This window comes from Paenibacillus sp. FSL H7-0350 (assembly GCF_038593195.1).
Lineage (GTDB): Bacteria > Bacillota > Bacilli > Paenibacillales > Paenibacillaceae > Paenibacillus_AQ.
Genome location: NZ_CP151972.1, coordinates 7,528,214 through 7,553,454 on the forward strand (window position 1 = coordinate 7,528,214; position 25,241 = coordinate 7,553,454).

The window sequence follows — 25,241 nt, forward strand, 5'->3', positions numbered from 1 at the left end:
CTTGAGGCCATCCCGGTAGGGATGGCCTTTGAACTATTTTAGGTTATCCCACAGTGCCTGGAAGGCAACGGGCTCAACCTCGAAGAATACCGGAGCGTTGCTGTAACGCACGAGTCCCTGGCCGAACAGGGTCAGCTCCACCCGGGTTTTGTCCTCCAGCTGGAGGTAGACCAGCTTGCGGTCTCCTTGGTCATAGATGCCTTGTTCCATGAGCGGATCAGCGGCTAGGGGCTTGGCGGTCATGAGGGCGCTCAGGAAGCCGTCAAGCGCTGCGCCTTCGGGCAGCGGCAGGTATTGCTGCTTGCCGTTATTCCAGCTGTCGAAGCTCTCCCACTGGGCGGAGGCGATGCGCCCGTCCAAGTTCAGCTTGCCGATCAGATCGGCTCCGCTGTTCACGGTAATTCCATTTGTATGCTCGTACAGCTCCGCGAACACCTGGCCGTCCACCTCTGTATAGGACATGACCAGGAAGCCGGAATCATATCCTTTGACCGCATAGATATCCGTCTCCCCGATATTCGAGGCCAGTTCCGTATAAGCATCCTTGCCGCTCCATTCATCAATCCCGCTGGTCGTGCGGCCCAGCTTCTCTCCGCGCAGTGCAGCCGCATCGGCCGCTTCCATGCGGATCGCCGCCTGGGTATAGATATTGCCCTGGTAGATGACCAGGCCGATCATATCGGCCGCAGCACCGGAGCTTTTATCCGGCAGCTCGATCTTGGGAATAACGACTCCGGCAGAATTCCCTGCCGCCGGTGTGCCCGGATCTACCTGGGCTACTTGATTCGGGGAAGCCGTTCCACCCAGCTGCTTCATCATGCTTGGTCCAGCCAGCCCGATTCCGGCAGCAACCAGCACGCTTGCTGCAATATAGACTATTTTGCGCGGACGGCGTTTTTGTTCCATTTTACCTTCTAAGCCTTGCTTCATTTCGCTGCTTGAACTCATAGTATCCACCGCTTTCTTATATTGGGTTCGAAACTGATCTTCCTTCATTCCGCTTCTGCTCCTTCCAGTTCCAGTCTTAACAGCTGACGGCCGCGCTGAAGTCTCATCTTCACGGCCGACTCGCTGATCTGCAGAATTCTGCTGATCTCCTGGACGGGATAATCCTCGTAATAGTACAGATGAATCACAGCCTTATACTTCACCGGCAGGGCAAGCACAAGCTGCATGACCGCCAGCTCCTCGGGGTTATCGGCCGTAACCGGCTCCACCCCTTCGAGCTTAACCTCGCGCTTGCGCCAGCCTCTGCCCAGCAGATTCTTGCAATGATTGGTGATGACCCGGATCAGCCAGGCCTTCTGGTGCTCGTCATCCTTGAATAAGGGAGCCTTCTCCATCAGCTTGATGAAGGTGTCCTGCGTAGCCTCTTCGGCATCCTGGCGGCTGCCCAGATGAACCAGGGCAATCCGGTACAGCATATCTGCATATTGTTCGTAGCTCTTCATCACAGGATGGCCCGGCCGGGTCATGGGTTGCTGCATGAGGTTATGCCCTCCTTTATCTATAACACCCTTTAGGACGGCATCCGGTCACATTTTGTTTCCGGGAATTTATGCTGCCTGCGATAATCATCCTGATACAGCAAAAAAAAGGCCATGATTAATGGCCCTATCCCAATTCTTTAGATTCCTCAGATCCCGGCGAACATATCATTCAAGCGGTCCCAGTTAGCCGCGACCCACTGATTCTCCTGACGGAAGCGGACGAGCGGCGGGAATTCATCCTGCCCGGGTACCGCAATCCATTCGGCTTCCTTCCACCAGGTTAATTTCAGCGACCGGATGAGTGTACTTGCAGGTAAGGGGGTATATTCACGGTAGCCCGTCACAAAGGCTCTTACCCGATCCAACCTGATCCCTCCCTCAGACAACGCACAGGATAGGATCGGCCGGGCTACATCGTACTCGGGGTAGACGAAATGCAGCCTGTCGAAATCCAGGATCGCCGCCACCTGATCCGTGCTGAACAGTATATTATCTACGAACAGATCCCGGTGCCCCCAGCCCCGTTCGCAATCCGCGAAAATGCCGGTGTCCATCCGGTCGATGATCTTCCGCTGCAGCTCAAGCGCCGATATCGTATCCTCGCTCTGCCGGGCGGTTGCCTGAAGATAGCGTGCCTCCCAGTTTCTCACCATAGAGGCTTGGCTGCGGACCTCCCAGTACAGCTGCAACGAAGCAGGCTGCGTATTAAGCAGCTTGTGCATCTGACCGACTACTCTGCCCAGCGCATACATCTGCTGCTCTGTGGCCGAGCCGGGGGCAATACTGTGCCCGTCACACAGGGTCATCAGCACATACCGTTCCTGTGAAGGCGTTCTCAAGACATAATTCCCCGCGTGTGAAAATAATTTCGGAACAGGAAGGCCTTCCAGGTATAGATGGTACTGATGGCTTAAGGAGACCTCCAGTCCGCGGGTAAGCGCTTCAGGGTAACGGATCTTGCTGTATTGCTTCACGAACAGACGGCCCTGATCACTCTCCAGCCTCCACTTCAGATTCAGGAAGCCCTGATCAATCTGGACCGCTTCAGTGACATGCATCCCGAAATGTTCTGTCATGGAGTCCAGGATCTCCTCCCGGATTCTTGCGGCTGTATCTGACATACCTATATCTCCTTACCTGACCGAATAAGAGACTGATTATGACTCCATTCTCGCCGGATTTGGGGGGATTATCAAGATAAATCTGCACCAGCCTGTTCGCCCAAAAGAGGGCAGTCCCGCCAGCCAATTTACGGCTTGCGGGACTGCCCTCTATACAGAAAATCTTATGCTTGCTTACACAAGTGTCAGCTTGAACTTGAAGGTATACGGACGGCCCGCAAGCAGCGTGAACTGTTCATGGGTTGGTGCACCCCAGCTGTCGTCGCCGCCGACGCCCATTTGCTTGTAATTGACACGCAGCACGGTCTTGTCAGAGGCTGGCAGCTTGTAGCCGTGGTCGCTGGCTTCAAGCTCGGCCGGAGACCAAGGTAGTGCATTGACTTCGAGCGGCACTGCGCCTTCTACAGACAATCCGTGTCCTTCACGACCAGCGGTGACAGAAGCATACCGGACATCCGTCTTGTTGCCGCATTCCTGAGGGCGGAGGTAATCCGTGAACTGCTCACTGACCTTGCCTGAGTAGAGTCCCAGCGGAGCTCCAGCCTTACGGTCCCAATAGTTCTCATGCGGCCCGCGGCCATACCAGGAGACCGTGTCCAGGCTGCTGTCCAGCTCGAAGACCATACCGAATTCCGGGATCTCCGGCAGGGTGCTGCTGCCCGGGTTAAGCTCTTGTATGATCTCGACCGAACCATCCGTACGTATCTCGTAATGAACACGCAGGGTAGACTGCGGCTGCGTACCCAGCAGATAGTCGGCGGTCACGAAGCCGAGGCCCCCTTCCACACGGCAGCTGAACCGGGCCAGCTGACGCTCGTAGGACGCTTCCTTCCAGACCGCACAGCGCTCGGGATGCTTGTTGCCCAGATCATTGTCCGTTACTGCTCTCCAGAAGTTAGGTCTGGCCGGTGCGAGCAGAAGCTCCTTCCCGGAGGACTTCAGCGAGACAAGCGCGCCGGTTGCTGTCTCGAAGGCAAGGGTGAATCCGCTGCCGCCAAAGGTCAGGAAGCCATCCTGTTCCTTCACTTGCAGGGTGCCGCCCGAAACTTCCGGGTTACGGGACGGAATATACGGAGTTAGCACGAACTGTTCCCAGGCAATTTCATGTGCGGCCTCAGACCAGGCGGTTGCGCCCTCTTGAACGAATGACACCGTAAGCACAGCTTCCTTATCGGATTCAAGCAGCGCTGAATCCAGCGGAACCGTGAAGCTGGCTGCTTCGCCAGGCGCTGCGGAGAGCGGCAATTGTCCTTCCTGGGCCGTCACGCCGTTCAGAGCCAGCGTCCATCTCAGCTGATAGTCTGCCAGATCCGTGAACAGGAAGTGGTTGCGGGCCTCGAAGCTTCCGCTCTTCAGATCAAGGGCAGTGATGGTGATATTCTGATAGCATTTCTTCACCTCGTAGAGCTTAGGCGTCACGCTGCGGTCCGCGAACAGCAGGCCGTTGCCGCTGAAGTTGCCGTCATGCGGCTTTTCCCCGAAATCTCCGCCGTAAGCCAGATAAGACACACCTTCAGGAGTGGTTGTGCGGATGGCCTGATCCACCCAGTCCCAGATGAATCCGCCCTGGATGCTGTCATATTTGTCGAACAGCTCGGTGTACAGATGCAGGCCGCCGCAGGAGTTGCCCATGGCATGGCTGTATTCGCACAGAATGTACGGCTTCTTCGGATTGCTGAGTGCGTACTCCACGACTTCATCCGGCTTGATGTACATCGTTGATTCAATATCGCTGGCCGCGTCCGAAGGTCTGTAATGATAAGTACCTTCGTAATGCACCGGACGGGTCGGGTCTGCATGCTTCAAGTGGTCATACATGGCCAGGAAGTTATCGCCGCCGAAGGATTCGTTGCCAAGCGACCAGATGATGACTGACGTGTGGTTCTTGTCGCGCTGCATCATGGAGTTACAGCGGTCAATGACGTTCGCGCGCCATTCCGGGCGGCTGCCGGGAACGTTGCCCTCATGCAGTTCCTTCTGCCCGTATTGCCAGGAGCCATGAGTCTCCAGGTTCGTCTCGTCGATCACATATAGACCGTATTCGTCGCACAGCTCGTACCATACCGATTGATTCGGATAGTGGGAGGTACGCACGGCATTGATATTATGCAGCTTCATCAGCTTGATGTCGGTGATCATATCTTCCTTGGAGAGCGCACGGCCGGTATCGCAGGAGAATTCATGGCGGTTCGTTCCCTTGAATACGATCCGTTTGCCGTTGATCTTCATCAGGCCGTCCTGGATCTCGAAGGTCCGGAAGCCCGTCTTGCAGCTGAGCGCTTCCAGCAGCTGTCCCTGATCGTCCTTCACCGAAATCAGCAGGGTGTAGAGGTTAGGCTTCTCTGCGCTCCATTTCAGCGGGTTCTTCACGGCTGCAGACAGCTTAAGCAGCTGAGTTCCCTCTTGTTCAAAAGCAAATCCGGCTGATACGGGCGCTGCCCATACCGGCTGCTGCTTGCTGTCGTAGAGCTGTACTTCTACGGAGTGTGCGGAAGTGACCCGGTTATAATAGTTCTCCAGGGTAAGGTCGACTTGCAGCTCCGCATCGGTGAAGCTCTTGTCCAGCTCGGTGCGGACGAAGAAGTCGGCTACCCGTACTGGAGGCGCAGTGTAAAGATAGACATCGCGGAAAATTCCGCTCAGACGCCAGAAGTCCTGATCTTCCAGCCAGCTCGCATCACACCAGCGGTAGACTTCGACGGCCAGCTTGTTCTCGCCGGGAAGCAGGTAGGCAGTGATATCGAATTCTGACGGTGTGAAGGTATCTTCACAGTATCCGGCGAGTTCTCCGTTCACCCATACATAGAAGGCCGATTCCACACCCTGGAAGCTGAGGAATACAGGTTGTCCGTCCCAATCCTGCGGAACGCTGAAGGAACGGATATAGGAGCCTACCGGATTGTATACCGTCGGAGCGAAAGGAGGCTTCAGATCCGGCTCGGACACTTCCCAAGGGTAGCGTACATTGGTGTATTGGGGATAATCATATCCCTTGAACTGCCAGTGGGAAGGAACGGCGATATCTGCCCAGCCGGCAGCGTCGTATCCGGTCTTATAGAAGTCCTTGATCCGTGCATCCGGTGTCTCGGCAAAAGCGAATTTCCACGTTCCGTTCAGCGTCTGGTAACGGGATGAGGAGACTTTATCCCCTTGCAGGGCGTCGGCCGCTGCCGGGAAGGACATCATGGAGGCATGGGCGTCTATACGGTTCAATTGAAAAATCTCAGGATTATTGTTCCATTCGGGATATCCGTTGGCAGGCTGCTGATATGAGAGTTTGTTGCGCAAGTTAACATCTCCTTATATTGTTATATTCATATTATAGGATGGAAAATGTTCTGGGTATATATAATGATTTTCTTCATATATAATAAAATATGAAACAACATATCAAATCGAGATTGCATCTGGAAGGAGACCGCTATGGATAGCACGATGATCTTTTGCGAGATGGAAGATATGCTTCTGCTGCCGCTGTATGCCACGACCATCGGGTATTGGGAGCATCAGGTGGAGATGATCCGGCCTGCGGGCTTTCCAGATTATCAGCTGCACCAGGTTCTAGGCGGCAAGGGTGAAGTGAATATCAGGGGCAAGACCTATACGGCGGAGGCTGGTGATCTATTCTGCCTCTACCCGGATGTTCCTCATTCCTATACTCCGCTTAGCCGGGAATGGGAGCTGGCCTTCATCTCCTTCAACGGGAGGGAAGCGGCCCAGATGCTGCTCTACGCCGGAATCCGCGAGTCCGGGGTCGGGCGTCTGCGGGCTGAGCCCATTCTTGCACCGCTGGAAGAGATGCTGACCCTCTCCTCCGCAAGCGGGCTGCAGGACAATCTGGAGCGTTCCAAGCTGCTGTATGCTCTGCTGCTGGATCTGAAGCGCAGCCTGCTTCCGGCCTCGAATGAGGACAACGAGCTTGCACGGATGAAGCCGGTGCTGCAATATATCGAGCTTCACCTGCACCGCCCGCTGCTGCTGAAGGAGCTGGCCGAGGTGGCGTCTGTCTCGCCGCAGTATCTGTGCCGGCTGTTCCAGCGGACCGTCCGTGAACGGCCGGTGGCCTACATTAACAAGCAGCGCGTCAACCGGAGCAAGCAGCTGATGTTCAGCAGCCGGGGGCAGCGGATCTATGAAATCGCCCAGCGGGCAGGCTTCGAGAATGTCAGCTATTTCTGCGCTGTCTTCAAACGCATTACCGGCATGCAGCCGGAAGAGTGGAGAGGACTGCACGGATTGGACTAGAGACTGCTATAATTAGAGACAGCGCATTTATACATCTGGATTATCATCCGGGCTTACGCCCACCAAATTCAAAAAACAAGAGAGCGGAGGGATATTATAGTGATCCTAGGACAGAACAGAGCTTATCAGATCCGGTTAATGGATGAGCCGGCGGCCAGAGAGATCGTCAACTGGAGATATGAGCCGCCATATACCCTGTACAACATGCTGGATGCGGCTGATGCCGCAGAGGATATCGAGGAGCTGCTGGATGGCTCTTATTTCAGCGTAGCTGCTGCGGACGGAGCGTTGATCGGGTTCTTCTGTTACGGGCAGAACGCGCAGGTGGGGGAAGGGATAGAGAGCGGACTCTACCTCGATGGAACGGCCCTCGATATCGGCTTGGGGATAAGACCGGATCTGACGGGGCAGGGCCATGGACTGGCTTTCCTGCAGGCGGGGATGAGGTTTGCTGAGCAGACGTATGACGCGAAGCGATTCAGATTGTCGGTGGCAGCTTTTAACCTGAGGGCAGTCCGCTTGTATAAGAAGGCAGGCTTCGTCCTTTTACATAGCTTCGTGCATCAGCACGGGGAGAGCGAAATGGAGTTCCTGCTGATGGAGACACCGGACACGGCTGCCCGCCTATAGCGCGAGTGGAGAATACACGGTGAAGTCTGTTAATATAGAATTATGGCATCATCCATATCAAAGGAGAATTCAATGTGAACGAGAACCTGAAGCAAGCGTATGTGCAGTTAGGATTACCTGAAACCGTAACCAGAGAGGAACTGAACAAGCGGTTTGACCTGCTCCTGAAGCGAAGACGCGGACTGACCACAGAGGAAGAGATAGCAGCTTACGAAGCGGATTTCCGGGCGTACAAGCTGATTCTCGATACCTGGGATGAGCAGGAGATCCAGGAGGCCGAAGACGACCGGCTTGCCAAGTATGGACGTTTCTCCGGTACGGCGAGCAAGTGGGAGACCTTCATACGGCTATACAAAACACATGTGATCCTCGGTATTATCGGGCTGCTGGTGGTGATTTTTGGCGGGAAGGCCCTCTATGACAATTACCAGCATCGACAATATCTAGCTTCCCTGCCACCCGTGGATGCGAAGATTATGTTCATCGGCAGCTTCGGTGTCACGGATACGAGCGGCAAGACCGAGGAGCTGGAGAAGGCGATCATCGCGGCTTACCCGCAGTGGAAGCGGGTGGAGACGGTGATGACTTATCTGCCCAGAACGGGCGACGGCTCTGACTCGCTGGACATGAATTATATGCAAAAGGCAGTCGTGGAGCTGGCGGCGAACCGGCCGGATATCCTCGTGCTGGATGAGGCTACCGTCAAGTGGATCGGCGGACAGACCGGATTCCAGAATCTGGAGCCGATCACAGCGGACGGGAAGCTTGCCGCAGACGATACCCGCATGCAGTGGGGAGTCAATGAGGACACGGGCAAGAATGAACTGTACGGTGTGGATATTCTCAAGTCCCCCTTCATCTCGGAGCTGCCAATCAATTATAATGCGAAATCGATCATTATCGGTGTCCTGAATGACAAGGACAAGGATAAGATGCTGGAGTTCGTGAAGCATATTGCGGAGGAGCCGCCCGTTAAGTAAGCAGGATACGCAGTAAAAAGAAGGGGGTGTCCCAAAAGCCATGAAAAGGCTGCTAGGGACGCCCCTTTGGTTTGGAGAAGGATGTACGTGTTCACTTGGATGGACGCTCCGCGAACGGACCGTTGTTTAAGCGGGAATTGGATCTAAATTCTTTTTGAAAAAATAACAAAACCTCTCTTCCATGGCTGGTTACAGCCACCTGGAAGAGAGGTTTTTGTCTGCTGGTTGTTAGCTTGTTTGATTATCCGTTCGGCCTTATCCGTTCGGCCTTACTGCTCCAGACGGTAGCCCCCGTGGAATACAGGACCGACATATTCATTGAACGCATATCCGTTACGGATGGCGGCGGATACGAAATCCTTCGCCTTCACCACAGCATCCTTCACCGACAAGCCGTTAGCCAGTCCGCCGGTAATCGCTGCGGCGAAGGTGCAGCCGGCGCCATGGTTATGGGCAGGCTCGATCTTCGCAGTCTCAAGGACCAGGTATTCGCTGCCGTCGAAGAAGATATCAATCGCCTTGTCGCCGCCCAGCACCTTGCCGCCCTTAACGACAACATTCTGGGTGCCCAGCTGATGGATCAGGCGGGCAGCTTCCTTCATCTGATCAAGCGTAGTCAGCTTGCCGAGACCGGAGAGCACTCCGGCTTCGAACAAATTCGGAGTAGCCACCGTAGCCAGCGGCAGCAGCAGATCGCGGATGGCATCCGCACTCTCCGGGTTCAGTACTTCGTCCTCGCCTTTGCATACCATAACCGGATCGATCACGACATTGGTCTGCTTGTTGCTCTTCAGGGCCTGTTCAGCAACCTTAACAATCTCCACACTGCCGAGCATCCCGGTCTTCATGGCATCCACAGGACCGCCGGCGAAGATCGTCTTGAGCTGTTCGGCAACGATGGCAGCATCGACAGGGTATACATTATGATGCCAGCCCCGGTCAGGGTCCATCGTTACAATCGTAGTCAGGGCACTAAGGCCGTAAGTGCCGTATTCCTCAAAGGTTTTGAGGTCTGCCTGAATGCCTGCGCCTCCGCTGGAGTCACTGCCGGCAATGGTTAATGTCTTAATGATTTTTGACAAAGGTAACGTCCCCTTCTTGTATATGAATAGTATGCTGCTTATTATAACAAAAATCATCGGCTTAGTCCGCAAAAAAAGTATAAGCTCCAAAAACGCACCGCAGCCCTTGGGTGAGAGCAAGGGTTTGCCGGTTGCTGCACTGCATATCATGGTAGTCTAGTGGATTCTTTATTCAGGAGGCTGCCATGATTGAGATCAGTTTATGCATGATTGTCCGCAATGAGGAGAAGAGCCTGCCCCGCTGCCTGGCTTCTGTGGAAGGGCTGGTCGATGAGATCGTCCTTGTCGATACGGGATCGGCAGACCGCACCAAGGAGATTGCCGGTGCCTTCGGAGCTGCAATTTACGATTTTACCTGGATCGAGGATTTCTCCGCTGCCCGTAATTACGCCTTCAGCAAGGCGACCCGGGATTATATCTTCTGGCTGGATGCGGACGACTATCTGAGAGAAGAGGATCAGGCGCTGTTCAGGGAGCTGAAGTCTTCGCTGCCGGAACACGTGGACAGTGTGAATATGCAGTATAATCTCGCTTTTGACGGGGAGGGGAGGGTGACGACCTCCTTGCGGCGCAACCGGCTGGTCCGCCGGGCGTGCGGGTTCCGCTGGATCGGTCCGGTGCATGAATATCTGGAGGTCTACGGCCCGTCGCTGGCAAGTGCCGTCTGTGTTACCCATGAGAAGGATAAAGCGTACACAGACCGTAATCTGCGGATCTACCGCAAAAGGGAAGCGGAAGGGGAGAGCTTCTCTGCACGCGATCAATATTATTACGCCAATGAGCTGCGTGACCACGGAATTCACAGGGAGGCCTGCCGGTATTACGAGCTGTTCCTCAGCGGCGGGCAGGGCTGGATTGAAGACAATATTCAGGCCTGCCTGCGGCTGGCCGAATGCCTGGAAGCGCTGGGGGACAAGGAAGCGGCCTTCACTGCGGTCACCCGTACGCTGCAATATGATGCCCCGCGTGCCGAGGGCTGCTGCCGGCTGGGGACCTGGCATCTGGAGAAGGGCCAGCTTCACCCGGCAATCTACTGGTTTGAGCTTGCGCTTCAGCTGCCCGGACAGGCGGAATCCATGGCGATGAAGAATGAAGCCTTCTTCACCTGGATTCCGAATCTGCAGCTTGCGCTCTGCTATGACCGGCTGGGGCAGCATGAACGTGCCAACCGGTATAATGAGACTGCGCTGCTTCATTCCCCCAGCCATCCCAGCATGCTGTATAACCGGAATTACTTCCAGAAGCTTCTGGGCGACAAGTATGTCTCCTTGCAGCAGCTCTGAACACCAATAAGCGCTCCCCCGCTGAGGCTGGGGAGCGCTTATTATTGTCTAAGGATGTCCAGGCATTGCCGCCGGCTCCAGCAGGAGCTGAGGTTCACTCGTGCGGATGAATTCCAGCACCTTGTCGTAGATAATCCGGTGGCCCTCCCGGTTAGGGTGGATGCCATCCCGGCAGATGAACTTGGTGTAATCCGGCTGTTGCAGGAAGGCGCCACGGACATCGATAATCTTGGTCTTGGTGCTCTCAGCGACCTTGATGATAGCGGAGTTGTAACGCTCCTGCCACCAGTAGATCTTGGTGACGCTGCCGAGGAATTTCATAATGTTCACTTCGGAATCGGGATTGTTGCCGCTGACCCACTTGAAGTAGTTGTCCGCATTCAGCGGAGGCAGACTCATCAGGATAGGCGTGATGCCCTGGTTCTTCAAGAAATGAATCATATCAACCAGCATCCGCTCGAAGGCCGGAAAATCTGTCTTAGGACTATGCTCTGCCTCAGGGTTGCTTGCAATCTCTCCCCAGTGGTAGTCACAGTCATTGCCGCCGTATTCAATCAGCACCACATCCGGCTTCTCCTTCAGTACATCCCGCTTCAGATTGCCGAAGCCCTTCATCAGCGTATTGCCGAATCTGGCAGTATTGCGCATAGCTCCCTTGAGCTTGCCCTGAAGCATAGATACATAATTATCCTCCAGAATGACATACTTGCTTCTGGTCTCGTCATACACAACGCCTTTGGAGATAGAATCGCCGCTGACCATATATTTGAACTGAGACCCAATGGGCTCTTGCTGCTCCTCATTCCTGTTCATGCTCCCGCCTCCGATAACCCTAGTGTATATACAATCAGTGTAAACCATACATGCAGCCGTGCCTATGTATAGATGTCATGGTTTCTTAGTCCAGTCAGCAGACTGAATTCATCATAGAATAATGGAGAAGGAATTTGTTACCAGGAGGCCACGTTGATGACGCAAATCATTGATTTCAGCAAAAGTGCAATTACCAGCTTCAGTCAATCGATCACGATACCTGTTCCCCTGTCCCCCTCCAGCTATACGCTGACCGAATTCGGGCTTGCCACCTTACTGGGCGGGAGTGTCCTGCTCAATGCCACGGTCGGTGTTCAGACTACGCTGGGCAATCCCAATCTGCTGCTCACCATTCTGCGTTCGGGAACCCCTGTGTTTACCCTGCTGGCAACGGCACCCGGCGAGAGCCAATATGCTCCGCTCAGTTTCTCTTATGTGGATTTTAACTTCCCGGCAGGATATTTCGCTTATACGTTGACGATTTCACAAGTGAATTCCTCTACACTGAACTCTGCCAATCTGATAGGGCCCGTAGATTTCTCGGGACTCTCCCTGGTGTAAGCGATGGCGGCTATCATTGATTTCGGTAAAAGTGTCCCGTCCAGCTTCAGCCAATCCGCTTCACTCCCCGTAAGGAGGCTGCCTAACAGTACGATTCTGGGACAGTTCGGGGTGTCTGTAGGGGCGAACGGTCTGGTTCTGCTTGAGGCGACAATTGGCCTCCAGAACAACACGGCCAGCGCCTCCAATCTGATTTTTACCATTGTACGGAATGCGGTGCAGATCTTTACGGCAAGATCCAGTCCCTGGAGCGGGGATAGCTATGAAGCCGTTCATTTATCCTTTACAGATAGCGGTATTCCGGAAGGCTATTACGGCTATGCTCTCGTTGTGTCCGCTATCGGTACCGGGAATCCGCCGGTGATCATCGGTCCGCTGGTATTCTCGGGCATATCTGTATCTTAACCTGACACCGGGGAGCGGCACTCCCCGGTTTTTTTGGCGCTTCCTCTAGAATTATTATTCGCTCATGGGACAAATAAAGCGATACATATACATGGAGGAGTGAGTCCGCGGCTTGGAAGGAGGAAAAGGCACCGATTAAGTAGGAAAATGGAGGGAGCACAGAATTTATGCCCTATACAACGGGAGCGGTCTATAATCCGCCTGCCGGAACGTCACATATCGACCGGATTCAAATTTCCTGCCTGAATGATTCTATTATCGTAGCGATTAATATTAATTTGCAGATTTTTCATTTTCTCGGCAGCAATTTCACGCGGGTAGCCGTAGGAGAAGCTTTATTTCAAGTGAACCCCCAACAGTTGTTGGTCCAGACGTATTCGGTAAACGCTGCGAACTACTATGAAGCCCAGATTAACTTTTACAGTGCGGTGAACACTATTGTAAATGTATTTCTACTAGACGCCGCAGGCAACAATATCGGGCAAATTCTTCAGCCAGAACTTACCTACATTGACCGCTTGACCATTACTAATACTTGAAACGGGGTGATGTCTGTTGGCGAACGTCAACATTACAGCCGGATTGCCAGGGAACCATATCGAGCCGTCTGTTGCGGTAAATGAGCTGGACCCCAACATTCTGTGTGCGGTAGCGGTGGATTCCAGTACCGGAACGGCTCTGACCGGATTCTACCGGTCGGTGGACGGAGGGGCCACTTGGTCTTCCACGATTTTGCCGCAGGCACCGGGCTTCATGAGCGCGGAAGCGCCGACCATTGACTATACCTTTCCCAATACCTTTATCGTTGCTGTCCACTTTTTCAATGAATTTGAAGACGGGACGATTGCAACGTACACCACCTTTGACAACGGATTGACGTTCAATCCCCCTGTTATCGTTCAGCGGGGTTATGGCCTGTACGTCCATAATGATGAACCCTTTCTTGCTGTAGACCGTTCACCGTCGAGCCCTTACCGAGGCAATGCATATATAGGCTATACCCCGCTGTTCTATTTGGGAACGAATGCTGCGATCTTTTTCCAGCGTTCTGTGGATCAGGGGCTTAGTTGGGAGCCGCCGCAGCGTATCTCTGATCCCCGGGGAGATCTGGAACGGGCGGCACTCATTGTCGGACTGGCGGGCGAGGTCTATGTGGGATATATCCAGCTTGGTCCTGGGCCAAAGTATGCCTATATCCGTGTCTCCCAGGACGGGGGAGTCAGCTTCAGTCCCCCGGTCACCCGGGGAGCGACTTTTCTTGCGAGTACTGTTCCCGTGCCCAGTCCGCTGCCTGTTCCGAATTATAACTTCCGCGTACAGACGAATTTAGCGCTTGGAGCAGACATCTCGGACGGCCCTCTTGCGGGTTTTGTCTATGCGGTGTGGAACGATTTCCGGCTTGGTTATGCTGATATTTTCTTCTCGCGTTCCCCGGACGGCTTGCTGTGGTCCCAGCCGGTGAGCATTACAGGGGCTCCGCCCGGATCACAGAATTTCTCACCTTCGATCACGGTATCGCCTTCCACGGGAACGGTGCGTGTAATCTACTATACGAACCGGCTGGACGGCTTCCTGCTGGATGTGTTTGTAGCGGAGTCTATCAACAGCGGCTTGTCCTTCGCGAACCGGAGAGTCTCGGATGTATCCACGAATCCGAACGGCAATTCTCCGATTCCGACTGAGCTGATTGGGGACTATATTACGGCGGCTACTATTTTCCCGGATACGCTGGCTGCGGTATGGAATGATACGCGGCTGAACAAACAGGATGTTATTTTCGGCAATTGAGAGGGAAGGGAGCGGTTTATATTCATAAAAACAGGTCCAGCTGGTTCCTCCAAGCCGGGCCTGTTTTGCCTTGCTATTCTACTTTGTCTATCATCTTCGTTCTTCGGAACTGCCTAACCGTTCTCTGCAAAAGGGCGTTTGAAGCGTGTTTTCCCCGCACTGTTCCCGCTTAAAAAGGCGGCAGCCGTCCGCTCCAGGATTTTGACACTGTTCTCCCAGGTCCATGATCTTGAATCGGTCTCACCGCGTGCGGCGATCCGGCTCTTGAGTACGGGATCTTGAATAAGCCGCATCACATCCGCCGCAAGCCGGTTCTCATACCGGTAGGACAACAGGCAGTTCTCCTCATGGCGGGCATACTCCAGATTTCCTCCCGAATAGACGGAGACTAACGCCGCCCCGCAGCGCATCGCTTCAAGTCCTGGCAATGAACCGGTGTCGAAAATACTAGAGCTGACAAAAATATCAGCACCGTTATAGTGATAGCATAGCTCCTCGTCATTGAGCGGGGTGAAGAAGCGGTATTTGCCGCTGTCCATCATTCTTCTCAGGGATTCGGAACTGAAGCATTCATCCGGCGGACTGATGAAATTGATATTGACCCACGGGAAGTGCTGCTTCACGATATCCAGCTGATTCACCAGATAATCCTGCTCGCGGTGCCAGGAGAACCCGTTCTCCACCTTGCGCAGGATCGCTGTTATGTTCAGCGGCTCCTGAAGCTCCTTGCGGATATTCATGTTTCGGAATGAAGCGCTGATCCCTACCGGCACAATGCTTCCGCTGATTCCGTGGCCCAGTCTAATCAACTCCTGCTGCCATCTGGAGAGGACAATTAGTTTATCGGTAATATGGTAGGAGGGGAAGGATATCTCGCTCTGCGGCAAAAAAAGAGGTTCATAGCACAGGGAGAGGCGGATATGCATGCCTTTGCCGTTCAGGCTGGCTGCCTGTGAGACCGGAACCGTGGTGTAGAAGTTGGAGACGATGATATCACTGACCGGAAAATCGGATTCACGGAGCAGTGTGTAGTCGGTAATCAGCAGAGTGGAACGGACGTCATAAGAAACATCCCCTCCCAGCGGCATGACAATCACAACCTGGTGGCCCCGGGCCGTAAGACCGTTCGTAAGCTCCACGAGCATGCGTTGTGCCCCGCCATGGCATAAGGTAAGAATGGGGAAAGTGAACCGCATCTTTGATCCCTTCCTTTCTGCACAATCGCCCTGCAACAATGCGATAGGTATACTATTTTATTCAGTGAAAAGCGAAAAGTACCGCTATGCGGTACTTTTGGAGGAAATGGGGTTATGGCCGGATGATCACGAATTGCGCAGGTTGCGCAGCAGGTTCACGCAATCTTGGATCTCCAGGCTAGTGACATCCTCAAGCGAGACATCGATCATCGGCTTCTGCGCCTCAAGCTTGTCCAGGAACTCAGCGGTGTGGAACAGCCCGGCTCCGGGAGCACCGTGACGAATGCGTCCGCCGTCCTCATAGATTCCTTTGAGATGGGCGAGGATGATCCGGTCGCCGAACAGACTGAAGGATTGATCGACGATCTCATCCTGGAGATGAATCTCTTCACCGATCAGGTTGCACGGATCGAATACAACACCGATGGAGCTGGAGGGCACCTCATCGAGGATGCGCCGCATTTTGGCTGGAGAGGACAGGGTATGGGTGCTGACGCCTTCAAGCCCTAAGAATATGCCCCACTTCTCCGCCTCCTCTGCCAGTTCCTCGACCGTTGCCTTAAGGGCATCCCAGCCGAGCTCCTCATAGCGGTAAGGGTCGAGCTCCTGGAAGGTCGTAAGTGCTCCAGTCTCCGTGGCGACCATAGGGGCACCGAACAGGCGGGCATAGCGCAGATGCTCCTTGAAGCGGTCAATCTCCGCCCGGCGGACCGCAGGATCAGGGTGAATCGGATTGATGTAGCAGCCGAGCACACCGATGCGGATACCGGCCCTGTCGAATTGCTCAGCGATATAGGAAGCTAGTCCAGGACTCAGCTTGCCCGGGGAGAGGTCGATATCCTGTATGGCTTTGGACAGAGCGAGCTGTACGAAATCAATATTGTAGGTCTGAAGAGTGGAAGTCAATTCCTTAAGCGGCAGGCAGCCGGCAGTATGTGCTAACGTTCCGTAACGAATAATAAACAACTCCTTTGGAATTCAATGAATTTATATCTATAATATTAATGACGCTTACATAGACATGCAAGGTTAAAGAATGCAAGCGATACAGGAGGAATTGAGATGAACGCAATAGAAGTGCGTAAGCAAGAGCTTGAGAACTGCCGGCCGGAGCCGACACTGGACCGGGAGACGATTGATGAATTCTGGAATGATCTGCTCGCAGAAGATGAGGAGCAGCCGCTGGAGGTGACGATTACCCCTGAGAAGACCCCGTATCCGGGCATGAAGGTGAGCAAGGTCAGCTACATGAGCTATGGGGAGACTACGATCAATGCCTGGTATATCCAGCCTGCTGGTGATACAGAGGACACGGGAGACCGGCCGTGTATCGTCACCTTTCCAGGTTACACCGGAGACCGGGGATATCCTGAACGCTACGCACATTTCGTGCTGCTTGGATACACTGTCCTGGCCGTAGATGTACGGGGACAGCTTGGCGAGACAGGCAATCTGCTGCCGCAGGAGCACGGTATAGTGAGAGGCTGGATCAGCCAGGGCTTGCTGGAGAAGGAGCAATCCTATTATCTGGCATTAGCCATAGATACAGTCCGGGCCATTGAGACGGCAGCGCAGCTGCCTGGGGTTGATCCGGCGCGCATTGCGATTACAGGAGCCAGCCAGGGCGGGGGGATCGCTCTGTTGGCAGGGGCGCTCAGCCGCCGCGTGGCTGCGGTAGCCGCAGACATTCCTAATCTGTGCCGGCTGGATTTCGGGGTGCTGAATTCCACCAGCTCACTCACAGAGATTGCGGATTACCTGAAGCGCTATCCGGAGCATCTGGAGCGTACGCTTCAGAACCTGGCCTTTTTCGACATCGTCAATCTGGCTCACCGCTTCACTGTCCCTGTCCTGATGTCTGTAGGCTGGAAGGATACGGTATGTATGCCGGAGACGATCTATGCCGCTTATAACCGGATAGAGTCGCCTAAGGAGATTAAGGATTATCCGTTCTCCGGGCATGAGGTGAGCGAATTCCAGCACAGACAGACGGCACTGTTCTTCCAGGAGCATCTGGGCTCCTAAGTGAAGTGGTACAGGCCACAGTGATTAGCCGCAAGGGAATGGTGTGAAGATATAGTAAGGGTTGGCACGAGGTCATAGGTAGGCAGTCTAATCACCGGGAGGGAACTACGGATGGACAATCAGACAGGTAAGCTGCCGGCGGGAGTATTGGTGGAGAGCTTTGAGTATGACAAGAAGAATGAGGAGCTTGTGAAAAAGAGCTTCTGGAGCAAAACCAGGAAAGCCGCTGGTAAAATCCCCTTCACCAGAGAAGCGATAGCCATGTACTACTGTGCTATGGATGCCAAAACACCGCTATGGGCGAAAGGGATTGCCTTTGGAGCGCTGGCTTATTTCATTTCCCCGATCGATGCCATTCCCGATGCGCTGATCGGCTTGGGCTTCACAGACGATGCTGCCGTCATGGCGGCGGGCATCCGGGCCATTGCCGGACAGGTCAAGGAGGAGCATAAGCAGAAGGCGGAGGAGTTCTTCGAGGATTCGTAATAGGCTGGAAGACAGTGAAGGGATGCAGCGGGTGGCTGCATCCCTATTTTGCTATGCCCTGCTACACTCCGGTGTCTATAGCCGGACTCTCAGAACTCTGCTGCTTCGCCTGGTACTCCAGACCCCAATCTCTCATCAGCTTGATGATCGGAATCAGAGAGCGGCCGAATTCGGTCAAGGAGTATTCGACCTTCGGCGGCACCTGATGATAGACCTCACGGTGAACGACGCCATCCTCCTCCAGCTCGCGGAGCTGCAGTGTTAGCATGCGCTGGGTGATGGCGGGGCAGATGCGGCGGAATTCATTGAACCGGACTGTGGAATCCATCATATGGTACAAGAGTACACCTTTCCATTTGCCGCCGATGACATCGAGGGTGAATTCTACAGGACAAGCAAAGGCATTGCCATCAGGGCAGGTGCCGAAACCGCCTTTACGGTCGCGCATCACGAACACGCTCCTTAGTATCATTTTGTATACTACATCACAAAAATGTGCGTACTTCTAAATGTATTGTATATCCATTACTATAGGCATGGGAACAGGGAAACGTCAATTCCTTATCATGAATGGTACACAGAAAGGGAGTATGGAGGATGGAGAACACAAGCACAGTAAGTGAAATGACGAAAGAGCAGATTTTGGCAGCCTACGAGTACAGACATGCGACCAAAGAATTCGACAGCAGCAGGAAGATCAGCGGGGAGGATTTCGGCTTCATTCTGGAGACGGGACGCCTGTCACCGAGTTCGTTCGGGTTCGAGCCCTGGAAGTTTGTAGTTGTTCAGAACCCGGAGCTCCGGCAAAAGCTGCTGCCATACGCCTGGGGCGCCCAGAAGCAGCTTCCGACCGCAAGCCATTTCGTGCTCATTCTGGCCAGACAGCCGCGTGATCTGGCAGCTGACTCAGAATATATTCAGAGTATGATGTCGGAGGTACAGAAGCTGCCGGTTGAGATTGCAGAGGGCAAGCAGCGGGTCTTCGATGCATTCCTGAAAAACGATTTCGGCCTGGCTGGTAATGAGCGGGCGATCTTCGAGTGGGGGGCACGTCAGACGTATCTGCCCCTTGGCAATATGATGACCGCAGCCGCGCTGATTGGCATCGATTCCTGTCCAATTGAAGGCTTCGATAAGCTGAAGATGGAGAAGCTTCTGGCCCACGAGGGGATTATGGACCCTGAACATTTCGGGCTGGCCTGCATGGTAGCCTTCGGCTACCGCACCGGCGAGCCGCGTCCCAAGACCCGGCGGACCGCTGCTCAGGTGGTAGAGTGGATATAGGAATCTAAATCATGAGAACCTAATACAAAACGGATGCTGCCCCTCAGGGCGTCATCCGTTTCTTTGATTACCGTTATGAAAGTACATAGAAGAGTCGAAAACTTATTGAAAATTTACTGAAAATTCTGCTACTCTTAGGAGGTCAACTTGCTGCCGGTGAGCGGCTGCTTAAGATCGTCATTTCAAGACTGAAGGGATTCCTGCATTATGAAAATCATCCGTATTATCGCCGAAGTCTGCTTGCTGTATGTGTTCTTCCTGGCCGGAGACTATCTGCAAGAGCTGCTGCATTTGCCGATTCCAGGCAGTATCGTGGGACTGTTGCTGCTGTTCGTCCTGCTGCTGCTTAAGATTGTGCCCGTGAAGCTGATTGAGAACGGCTCGTCCTTTATACTGGCGTATCTGCCCATGTTCTTCATCCCCGCCACCGCGGGCATTATGAACCATCTCGATATCTTCAGCGGAAGAGGGCTGCTCCTGATCGGCATTCTCGTCATCAGCAGTGTGCTGACCATGGTTGTTACGGCACATTCCAGCCAGTGGATTGCCGCCCGCAGCGTCAAACGTCTAACACGCCGGACGTACCGTGCCCGTAATCTCCACGGGAAGGGGAAGGAAGCATGAGAATTCTTCTGGCCGTTGGCTTCGTGCTGATGAACGTAGTGATCTATCTGGTCATGTCCATACTGTACAAACGCTACCGTCTTCCGGTTCTGCTGCCTGCACTGACGGCAACGTTCACGGTTGTTGTGCTGCTCATGGGCTTCCATATCTCTTATGAGACTTATATGATCGGCGGCGACTGGATTAACCGGCTGCTGGGACCAGCGGTAGTATCGCTTGCTTATCCCTTATACAAACAGCGGCATGTGCTGTGGAAGAATCTCCCTGCCATTCTCGGCGGAACGGTCACCGGACTTATGGTCGGAATGTTCAGCGGACTGCTGATGGCAGCCGGACTCGGCTTCTCTAAGCTGTATGTGCTGTCTATTCTGCCTAAGTCGATTACCACCGCTGTAGCGATCCAGATCTCCAGTAATCTCGGCGGAGATTCATCGCTGACCTCCGTCTTCGTGATGGTTGCCGGCTTCACCGGAGCGATTGGCGGCCCCTATATTATCAAGCTGTTCAGAATCCGCAGCGAGTCGGGGATCGGCATTGGCCTGGGCACAGCTTCCCATGCCCTCGGCACAGCCAAAGCGCTGGAATACGGCGAGGAGTCAGTGTCCATGAGCTCTGTAGCCATGACCGTATGCGCTATTGTCGGCTCCATTGCCGGACCGCTAGTCGCCTGGATCATGTACCATTAAGCTTGCAGGCCTTCAGTAATCAGCCGTTGACACGCAGCCGGATCACATTCCAGGAAGCCGCTGGAAGCATTGCACTTACCCGGCCGCCGTCTGCGGCTGCCGTTCCCCGGTTGTGCGGAAGCACATTCGACGGGTTGGAGCGGGTATTGGCCGCCTGAAGATCCTCATTCTCAAGAATCGTGTGCTGAATAACCTCTACAGCGCCGAAGCTCCGCAGATCAACCGCCAGCTCCATGCCTTCGCTCAGATGGCGGTTCACTGCAAACACAGTAACCTCGTTCAGCTCCTCGTTATATACACTGACCGCTTCCAGATATGGAACGTCGGTGAAATCCTTGGAATCATATTTCGAGCTTGTAATCAGCGGGTGAAGCACCGTTCCCCGGCCGTAGATGGAGGCATGCATGTAAGGATAATAAGTAGTCTGCAGCCAGAGCGGTCCGCCGTCCTCCGTCATAATCGGTGCAATGACATTAATGAGCTGGGCGATACAAGCCATCTTGACCCGGTCTGCATGCTTGAGCAGGCTGATCAGGCAGCAGCCCACCACCAGCGCATCCTCCAGTGTATAGACATCCTCGAATTCAGGCGGTGCAATCTGCCAGTGCTGCTCAGCACGGCTAGAACCCTGCGACTTCCACACATTCCATTCATCGAGGGAGAGGTAAATCTTTTTCTTGCTTTTCTTCTTAGCCTTGATATAATCACATACTGCTGCTACGCTGTCGATGAACTGATCCATATCGAGCGATTGGGCCAGGAAGTTCGCTGTGTCTCCATCATTGTTATTGTAGTAAGTGTGCAGCGAGAGGAAATCGACATTATCGTAGGTGAGATCCAGAACTGTAGCTTCCCATTCGGCAAAAGTACTCATATTGCTGCCCGAGCTGCCGCAGGCGACAAGCTCCAGGGAAGGATCAACCCAGCGCATCGCTTTGGCGGTCTCATTGGCGAGCCTTCCGTATTCGACGGCAGTCTTGGCTCCAATCTGCCAAGGACCGTCCATTTCATTACCCAGACACCAGGTGCGGAAATTGTGCGGAGCCTTGTAACCATGGGAGATCCGCAGGTCACTCCAGTAAGAGCCGGAGGGATGGTTGCAGTACTCGACCAGATTCCTTGCAGCATCGATCCCGCGTGTGCCGAGGTTCACTGCCATCATCACTTCGGAACCGGCCAGCTTGGCCCAATCAGCGAATTCATTCGTGCCTACCTGATTAGTCTCTGTAACCCACCAGGCAAGTTCAAGAGAGCGCTTCCGTTCCTCCTTGGGACCAACGCCGTCTTCCCAGTTATAGCCGGATACGAAGTTGCCTCCCGGATAACGGATGATTGGTACACGTAGTGCCTTAATAGCCTGAAGGGCATCACCGCGGAATCCGTTCGCATCAGCGGTAGGATGTCCCGGCTCATAGATTCCGCCATATACGGCCCGGCCCAAATGTTCAATGAAGGAACCATACAGCCTTGGATCTACCTCGGCCAGCTTAAAGTCTTTGTCGATAATCATCTTGGATTGAATGCTCATAGTTAGAATCTCCTTTGTGTTAGATTAATGAAATAGCTAATCGTACAAGCCCGTTTATGATTACATGATACGAATTACAGGGTATACTAAGCAATAACTAATTTCAGGATTAACATAATAACTAATTCAAAGAGCGCGGAGGGCCACCGATGTATTTAACCACAGATTCCGAATCGCTGAAGGTCTATGAAGCACTTGCCAGCGAAGTGCGGCTGCGGATCATCGATCTGCTTAGCAACGAGGAGATGCATATCAAGGAGATTGCAGCCAGGCTGTATCTCAGCAGCGCCATTGTAAGCTCGCATGTAGCGAAGCTGCAGAAGGCGGGCATCGTCAGCTCCCAGATGAAGCGGATCGATGGGGGGACTTATAAATTCTGCTCACTTTCTGCGAATTTCTTGCAGATTAAATTATCCGGGGCCAAAGGAATCGCCCGTAAGGTGGTCGAGGTCTCTGTCCCTGTCGGGCATTACACCGATCTTGAAGCCTCTCCGACCTGCGGCATTGCCACCACTGAGAAGCTGATCGGGTATTATGACGACCCGCGTTATTTCCTGGACCCGCAACGGGTGGATGCCGGCATTCTCTGGTTCGCCAAGGGATATGCGGAATATAAGGTTCCGAATTATCTGTTCATGGATCAGACGGTGCAGGAGATTGAGATTTCAATGGAGATCGGTTCGGAGGCGCCGAGTGTGAACGAGAAGTGGCCTTCGGATATCTCTTTTATGATGAATGGCATTTCGCTTGGCAAATGGACCAGCCCCGGTGACTTCGGCGTAATGAGAGGCCGGCTGACTCCTGCCTGGTGGAAATCGGATGTGAACCAGTACGGGCTGCTGAAGGTGCTCAGAATTAATACAGGGGGCACTTATATAGACGGCCAGCAGATATCGGCAGTTACCATTGATCAGGTGGGCTGGCAGGAGGACCAGTGGAGCTTCAGGTTCACGGCAGAAGACACCACCCGAAGGCGGGGCGGCTTAACGTTATTCGGGCGCGGCTTCGGGAATTATGAGCAGGACATTGTGTTTCGTGTGTATTATGAGTAAGAGGGACCTGTCTGCCGAATGGCAAGCGATATGGAAAAGACAAGGAAAATGAGCTTTGTTCGGATGGGATGTTTGCAAAAGGGGTCCGCGGGTAACTATAACTAAGTAATCCAAATCGCGCACAACTTGCATACAAGGAGGAATTCACATGTCAGATCATTCAGGTAACGAAGCAGACATCCGCAACAAGGAGAATAAAGACGGGGATTCACTCGCAGAACGAAAAAAGATGGAAAACGGTGTGGATATTGAACCGGAAGCCGATGATTGGGAAGCCAAACCGGCAGAAACCGCCCATCCTGACCCGCTTCCTAAGAATTAGGGGAGTGGTTAAAAGGCTAAGGCATAAGGTATAAAGCATGTGCACGTAGCAGACTGTTCCTCCGGGGACAGTCTTTTTCTAATGAGAAGCCTAAAATGTATGCGAAAAACAGGCATGACAAGACAGAGGCCTTGTCACCGCCAGGAATGAAAATAAGTGGGTGGCATCCGTCGCAACCATTCTAAATGAGGCTGTAGTCGTCAACACTACATATACAAATCAAAGGGCGGAAACGGTTACTGGGATACACCCCGTGCGAAAAACCGTTCTATTGCGCTTTTCGAGCATCGCCTATTGTAGCCCCAAAAGTACGTGTATTAAATTACACTCACTCGAGCGCATGATTTGTAAACTGACGATGGAGGATGGTTGGAATGGATGCTGTACGTATGTGTTGCGCCGGTCTGGACGTGCACCAGGAAACCGTTGTGGCCTGCGTGTTGAAAGGACCGATCGAACAGAAACCACAATGTCACCTGAAAACCTTTGGGACGACAACCAAAGAATTGCTAGGCCTGCAAGATTGGCTGAGTGAACACGGCTGCCGGGAGGTGGTGATGGAGAGCACGGGCGTGTTATGGAAACCGGTATGGAACATCTTAGAGGGCAGTTGTGATCTGGTCTTGGCCAACGCCCAGCGGGTAAAGAATACGCCGGGTCGAAAAAGTGACATGCAAGATGCGCGCTGGTTAGCGCAATTGCACCGTTGCGGGCTCATTGAAGGCAGTATGGTGCCCGAACAGGACATCCGGGATTTGCGAGACTTGACCCGTTACCGGAGTAAGATGGTGCAGGCGGTGACGGCGGAGAAAAACCGCATTCACAAAATCCTGCAGGATGCCAACATCAAGCTAACCACCTTTATGTCCGATCTATATGGGGTTTCAGGGCGGGGCCTGCTCCAGAAGATCATGGACGGCGAGGTCATCGACGAAGGGACCGTTAAGAACCTGGTCAAAACCCGTTTAAAAAAGAAAGTTCCGCAGTTGCTAGACGCGCTCAATGGCAAGTTGCGCCGTCATCATCGCGAGATGATTCGAGACCACTGGGACCACTTGGTCTATTTGGAGAAAAGGATCACGGAACTGGAAGCTCGAATCGAGGCGAAGGCAGAACCGTACCTGGAGAAGATTGAACAAATTGACTCCATTCCAGGAATTGAGCGGACGTCTGCCGTGACCATCTTTGCCGAAGTGGGGCCGCATGTCGCGGAAATGTTCCCGAGTGATGCGCAGTTTGCTTCATGGGCGGGGGTGTGTCCAGGGAACAACGAAAGCGCTGGAAAGCGAAGAAAGTCAAAAACGATGCAAGGGAACAAGCATCTGAAAGGGGCCTTGTGTCAGGCGGCTTGGGCAAACTCTCGCTCCTCGAACCGGATCGGACAATTCTTTCGACGAATTCGAAAGAGACGAGGCGATAAAAAAGCAAACGTCGCCACCGCGCATTTGCTGATTCGAATCCTCCATGCCCTGATGCGGGAGAAGAGGTCATACCAAGAAATAGACGTCTCACTAGGCGATGAGACGTCCAAGAAAAACACGTTAGATAGGTACGTGAAATATATCCAGCAGTTAGGATATAGTGTTCAATTGAATCCTATCCCATAGTCTTCCCTTTTTCAAAAAAACGAAACGTTTTTT

Annotated in this window: 26 protein-coding genes; 16 read left to right on the forward strand and 10 right to left on the reverse strand. The window is 53.5% G+C overall.

Going from position 1 to position 25,241, the window contains the following annotated elements; genetic code table 11:
- Window positions 1–33 precede the first annotated feature (33 nt).
- The 4 genes from NYE24_RS33530 to NYE24_RS33545 form a co-directional block, all read right to left on the reverse strand.
- Window positions 34–996, reverse strand: coding sequence for a hypothetical protein (locus NYE24_RS33530; protein WP_341024464.1), 963 nt, complete (start codon window positions 994–996; stop codon window positions 34–36).
- Window positions 993–1,487 carry an RNA polymerase sigma factor gene (locus NYE24_RS33535; RefSeq protein ID WP_342477709.1) on the reverse strand — a complete coding sequence of 165 codons (495 nt, stop codon included), beginning with the start codon at window positions 1,485–1,487 and terminating at the stop codon, window positions 993–995. The genes NYE24_RS33530 and NYE24_RS33535 overlap by 4 nt, the downstream gene beginning before the upstream one ends.
- A 149-nt stretch (window positions 1,488–1,636) precedes the next feature.
- Window positions 1,637–2,611, reverse strand: coding sequence for a phosphotransferase (locus NYE24_RS33540; RefSeq protein WP_342477710.1), 975 nt, complete (start codon window positions 2,609–2,611; stop codon window positions 1,637–1,639).
- 174 nt (window positions 2,612–2,785) lie between these two features.
- Window positions 2,786–5,899: a glycoside hydrolase family 2 TIM barrel-domain containing protein gene (locus NYE24_RS33545; RefSeq protein ID WP_342477711.1), complete on the reverse strand. Its 3,114-nt coding sequence runs from the start codon at window positions 5,897–5,899 to the stop codon at window positions 2,786–2,788.
- Between the two features lie 135 nt (window positions 5,900–6,034).
- Between NYE24_RS33545 and NYE24_RS33550 the strand changes: the two genes are divergently transcribed.
- The 3 genes from NYE24_RS33550 (at window position 6,035) to NYE24_RS33560 (ending at window position 8,466) form a co-directional block, all read left to right on the forward strand.
- Window positions 6,035–6,856 (forward strand): AraC family transcriptional regulator, encoded by an 822-nt coding sequence (locus tag NYE24_RS33550; protein WP_036695158.1) that lies wholly within the window; start codon window positions 6,035–6,037, stop codon window positions 6,854–6,856.
- A gap of 99 nt (window positions 6,857–6,955) precedes the next feature.
- The gene (locus tag NYE24_RS33555; protein WP_235218430.1) at window positions 6,956–7,486 is read left to right on the forward strand and encodes a GNAT family N-acetyltransferase; all 531 of its coding nucleotides are present in this window, start codon (window positions 6,956–6,958) and stop codon (window positions 7,484–7,486) included.
- Between the two features lie 74 nt (window positions 7,487–7,560).
- On the forward strand, window positions 7,561–8,466 hold the full coding sequence (locus NYE24_RS33560) for a hypothetical protein (protein ID WP_342477712.1): 906 nt from the start codon (window positions 7,561–7,563) through the stop codon (window positions 8,464–8,466).
- 269 nt (window positions 8,467–8,735) lie between these two features.
- Here the strand turns inward: NYE24_RS33560 and thiD are convergent, their stop codons facing one another.
- Window positions 8,736–9,548 carry a bifunctional hydroxymethylpyrimidine kinase/phosphomethylpyrimidine kinase gene (thiD, locus tag NYE24_RS33565; RefSeq protein ID WP_342477713.1) on the reverse strand — a complete coding sequence of 271 codons (813 nt, stop codon included), beginning with the start codon at window positions 9,546–9,548 and terminating at the stop codon, window positions 8,736–8,738.
- A gap of 185 nt (window positions 9,549–9,733) precedes the next feature.
- Between thiD and NYE24_RS33570 the strand changes: the two genes are divergently transcribed.
- A complete protein-coding gene (locus NYE24_RS33570) occupies window positions 9,734–10,831 on the forward strand; it encodes a glycosyltransferase family 2 protein (RefSeq protein ID WP_036695155.1) in 1,098 nt (365 codons plus the stop codon).
- Between the two features lie 48 nt (window positions 10,832–10,879).
- Here the strand turns inward: NYE24_RS33570 and NYE24_RS33575 are convergent, their stop codons facing one another.
- Window positions 10,880–11,644 carry an SGNH/GDSL hydrolase family protein gene (locus tag NYE24_RS33575; protein ID WP_342477714.1) on the reverse strand — a complete coding sequence of 255 codons (765 nt, stop codon included), beginning with the start codon at window positions 11,642–11,644 and terminating at the stop codon, window positions 10,880–10,882.
- A gap of 156 nt (window positions 11,645–11,800) precedes the next feature.
- Between NYE24_RS33575 and NYE24_RS33580 the strand changes: the two genes are divergently transcribed.
- The 4 genes from NYE24_RS33580 to NYE24_RS33595 all read left to right on the forward strand — a co-directional run bounded on the left by NYE24_RS33580 (window position 11,801) and on the right by NYE24_RS33595 (window position 14,398).
- Complete coding sequence (locus tag NYE24_RS33580) at window positions 11,801–12,205, forward strand: hypothetical protein (RefSeq protein ID WP_342477715.1); 405 nt, start codon at window positions 11,801–11,803, stop codon at window positions 12,203–12,205.
- A gap of 3 nt (window positions 12,206–12,208) precedes the next feature.
- Window positions 12,209–12,610 carry a hypothetical protein gene (locus NYE24_RS33585; RefSeq protein WP_036695153.1) on the forward strand — a complete coding sequence of 134 codons (402 nt, stop codon included), beginning with the start codon at window positions 12,209–12,211 and terminating at the stop codon, window positions 12,608–12,610.
- A gap of 167 nt (window positions 12,611–12,777) precedes the next feature.
- Window positions 12,778–13,149 (forward strand): hypothetical protein, encoded by a 372-nt coding sequence (locus NYE24_RS33590; RefSeq protein ID WP_036695152.1) that lies wholly within the window; start codon window positions 12,778–12,780, stop codon window positions 13,147–13,149.
- Window positions 13,150–13,165: 16 nt separating this feature from the next.
- Window positions 13,166–14,398 carry a hypothetical protein gene (locus NYE24_RS33595; RefSeq protein ID WP_036695151.1) on the forward strand — a complete coding sequence of 411 codons (1,233 nt, stop codon included), beginning with the start codon at window positions 13,166–13,168 and terminating at the stop codon, window positions 14,396–14,398.
- A 113-nt stretch (window positions 14,399–14,511) separates the two neighbouring features.
- Here NYE24_RS33595 and NYE24_RS33600 read toward each other — a convergent pair whose 3' ends face one another.
- Together NYE24_RS33600 and NYE24_RS33605 are read right to left on the reverse strand one after the other, a co-directional pair.
- A complete protein-coding gene (locus NYE24_RS33600) occupies window positions 14,512–15,594 on the reverse strand; it encodes a glycosyltransferase family 4 protein (RefSeq protein ID WP_341024480.1) in 1,083 nt (360 codons plus the stop codon).
- Window positions 15,595–15,720: 126 nt separating this feature from the next.
- Window positions 15,721–16,560, reverse strand: a complete 840-nt coding sequence (locus tag NYE24_RS33605) for a sugar phosphate isomerase/epimerase family protein (protein ID WP_083677752.1) — start codon at window positions 16,558–16,560, stop codon at window positions 15,721–15,723.
- 96 nt (window positions 16,561–16,656) lie between these two features.
- Here NYE24_RS33605 and NYE24_RS33610 point away from each other — a divergent pair, with 96 nt between their 5' ends.
- Both NYE24_RS33610 and NYE24_RS33615 read left to right on the forward strand, forming a co-directional pair.
- Complete coding sequence (locus tag NYE24_RS33610; protein WP_076154557.1) at window positions 16,657–17,619, forward strand: acetylxylan esterase; 963 nt, start codon at window positions 16,657–16,659, stop codon at window positions 17,617–17,619.
- Between the two features lie 111 nt (window positions 17,620–17,730).
- Entirely contained in the window at window positions 17,731–18,105 is a 375-nt protein-coding gene (locus NYE24_RS33615; RefSeq protein WP_051493493.1) for a YkvA family protein, read from the forward strand.
- A 61-nt stretch (window positions 18,106–18,166) separates the two neighbouring features.
- On the opposite strand, the gene NYE24_RS33620 is transcribed toward NYE24_RS33615, so the two are convergent.
- Window positions 18,167–18,553, reverse strand: coding sequence for a helix-turn-helix domain-containing protein (locus tag NYE24_RS33620; RefSeq protein WP_036695125.1), 387 nt, complete (start codon window positions 18,551–18,553; stop codon window positions 18,167–18,169).
- A gap of 149 nt (window positions 18,554–18,702) precedes the next feature.
- On the opposite strand from NYE24_RS33620, the gene NYE24_RS33625 reads away from it, so the two are divergent.
- From NYE24_RS33625 to NYE24_RS33635, 3 genes are all read left to right on the forward strand, one after another.
- Window positions 18,703–19,389 (forward strand): NAD(P)H-dependent oxidoreductase, encoded by a 687-nt coding sequence (locus NYE24_RS33625; RefSeq protein ID WP_083677753.1) that lies wholly within the window; start codon window positions 18,703–18,705, stop codon window positions 19,387–19,389.
- 207 nt (window positions 19,390–19,596) lie between these two features.
- The gene (locus NYE24_RS33630; RefSeq protein ID WP_036695124.1) at window positions 19,597–20,013 is read left to right on the forward strand and encodes a CidA/LrgA family holin-like protein; all 417 of its coding nucleotides are present in this window, start codon (window positions 19,597–19,599) and stop codon (window positions 20,011–20,013) included.
- The gene (locus tag NYE24_RS33635; RefSeq protein WP_036695123.1) at window positions 20,010–20,699 is read left to right on the forward strand and encodes an LrgB family protein; all 690 of its coding nucleotides are present in this window, start codon (window positions 20,010–20,012) and stop codon (window positions 20,697–20,699) included. Before NYE24_RS33630 ends, NYE24_RS33635 begins: the two co-directional genes overlap by 4 nt.
- Before the next feature lie 19 nt (window positions 20,700–20,718).
- On the opposite strand, the gene NYE24_RS33640 is transcribed toward NYE24_RS33635, so the two are convergent.
- The gene (locus NYE24_RS33640; protein WP_036695122.1) at window positions 20,719–22,227 is read right to left on the reverse strand and encodes an alpha-N-arabinofuranosidase; all 1,509 of its coding nucleotides are present in this window, start codon (window positions 22,225–22,227) and stop codon (window positions 20,719–20,721) included.
- A 149-nt stretch (window positions 22,228–22,376) separates the two neighbouring features.
- Between NYE24_RS33640 and NYE24_RS33645 the strand changes: the two genes are divergently transcribed.
- From NYE24_RS33645 to NYE24_RS33655, 3 genes are all read left to right on the forward strand, one after another.
- The gene (locus NYE24_RS33645) at window positions 22,377–23,279 is read left to right on the forward strand and encodes an ArsR family transcriptional regulator (protein ID WP_076154559.1); all 903 of its coding nucleotides are present in this window, start codon (window positions 22,377–22,379) and stop codon (window positions 23,277–23,279) included.
- 148 nt (window positions 23,280–23,427) lie between these two features.
- Window positions 23,428–23,601, forward strand: a complete 174-nt coding sequence (locus NYE24_RS33650; RefSeq protein WP_179090391.1) for a hypothetical protein — start codon at window positions 23,428–23,430, stop codon at window positions 23,599–23,601.
- 374 nt (window positions 23,602–23,975) lie between these two features.
- Complete coding sequence (locus NYE24_RS33655; RefSeq protein WP_076162511.1) at window positions 23,976–25,208, forward strand: IS110 family transposase; 1,233 nt, start codon at window positions 23,976–23,978, stop codon at window positions 25,206–25,208.
- Window positions 25,209–25,241 lie beyond the last annotated feature (33 nt).

Coding starts and splice junctions, on each gene's coding strand:
- NYE24_RS33530 (WP_341024464.1), bottom strand. CDS start 996: ATGAAGGAAGATCAGTTTCGAACCCAATATAAGAAAGCGGTGGATACT.
- NYE24_RS33535 (WP_342477709.1), bottom strand. CDS start 1,487: ATGCAGCAACCCATGACCCGGCCGGGCCATCCTGTGATGAAGAGCTAC.
- NYE24_RS33540 (WP_342477710.1), bottom strand. CDS start 2,611: ATGTCAGATACAGCCGCAAGAATCCGGGAGGAGATCCTGGACTCCATG.
- NYE24_RS33550 (WP_036695158.1), top strand. CDS start 6,035: ATGGATAGCACGATGATCTTTTGCGAGATGGAAGATATGCTTCTGCTG.
- NYE24_RS33570 (WP_036695155.1), top strand. CDS start 9,734: ATGATTGAGATCAGTTTATGCATGATTGTCCGCAATGAGGAGAAGAGC.
- NYE24_RS33575 (WP_342477714.1), bottom strand. CDS start 11,644: ATGAACAGGAATGAGGAGCAGCAAGAGCCCATTGGGTCTCAGTTCAAA.
- NYE24_RS33580 (WP_342477715.1), top strand. CDS start 11,801: ATGACGCAAATCATTGATTTCAGCAAAAGTGCAATTACCAGCTTCAGT.
- NYE24_RS33585 (WP_036695153.1), top strand. CDS start 12,209: ATGGCGGCTATCATTGATTTCGGTAAAAGTGTCCCGTCCAGCTTCAGC.
- NYE24_RS33590 (WP_036695152.1), top strand. CDS start 12,778: ATGCCCTATACAACGGGAGCGGTCTATAATCCGCCTGCCGGAACGTCA.
- NYE24_RS33600 (WP_341024480.1), bottom strand. CDS start 15,594: ATGCGGTTCACTTTCCCCATTCTTACCTTATGCCATGGCGGGGCACAA.
- NYE24_RS33610 (WP_076154557.1), top strand. CDS start 16,657: ATGAACGCAATAGAAGTGCGTAAGCAAGAGCTTGAGAACTGCCGGCCG.
- NYE24_RS33615 (WP_051493493.1), top strand. CDS start 17,731: ATGGACAATCAGACAGGTAAGCTGCCGGCGGGAGTATTGGTGGAGAGC.
- NYE24_RS33620 (WP_036695125.1), bottom strand. CDS start 18,553: ATGCGCGACCGTAAAGGCGGTTTCGGCACCTGCCCTGATGGCAATGCC.
- NYE24_RS33625 (WP_083677753.1), top strand. CDS start 18,703: ATGGAGAACACAAGCACAGTAAGTGAAATGACGAAAGAGCAGATTTTG.
- NYE24_RS33630 (WP_036695124.1), top strand. CDS start 19,597: ATGAAAATCATCCGTATTATCGCCGAAGTCTGCTTGCTGTATGTGTTC.
- NYE24_RS33635 (WP_036695123.1), top strand. CDS start 20,010: ATGAGAATTCTTCTGGCCGTTGGCTTCGTGCTGATGAACGTAGTGATC.
- NYE24_RS33640 (WP_036695122.1), bottom strand. CDS start 22,227: ATGAGCATTCAATCCAAGATGATTATCGACAAAGACTTTAAGCTGGCC.
- NYE24_RS33645 (WP_076154559.1), top strand. CDS start 22,377: ATGTATTTAACCACAGATTCCGAATCGCTGAAGGTCTATGAAGCACTT.
- NYE24_RS33650 (WP_179090391.1), top strand. CDS start 23,428: ATGTCAGATCATTCAGGTAACGAAGCAGACATCCGCAACAAGGAGAAT.
- NYE24_RS33655 (WP_076162511.1), top strand. CDS start 23,976: ATGGATGCTGTACGTATGTGTTGCGCCGGTCTGGACGTGCACCAGGAA.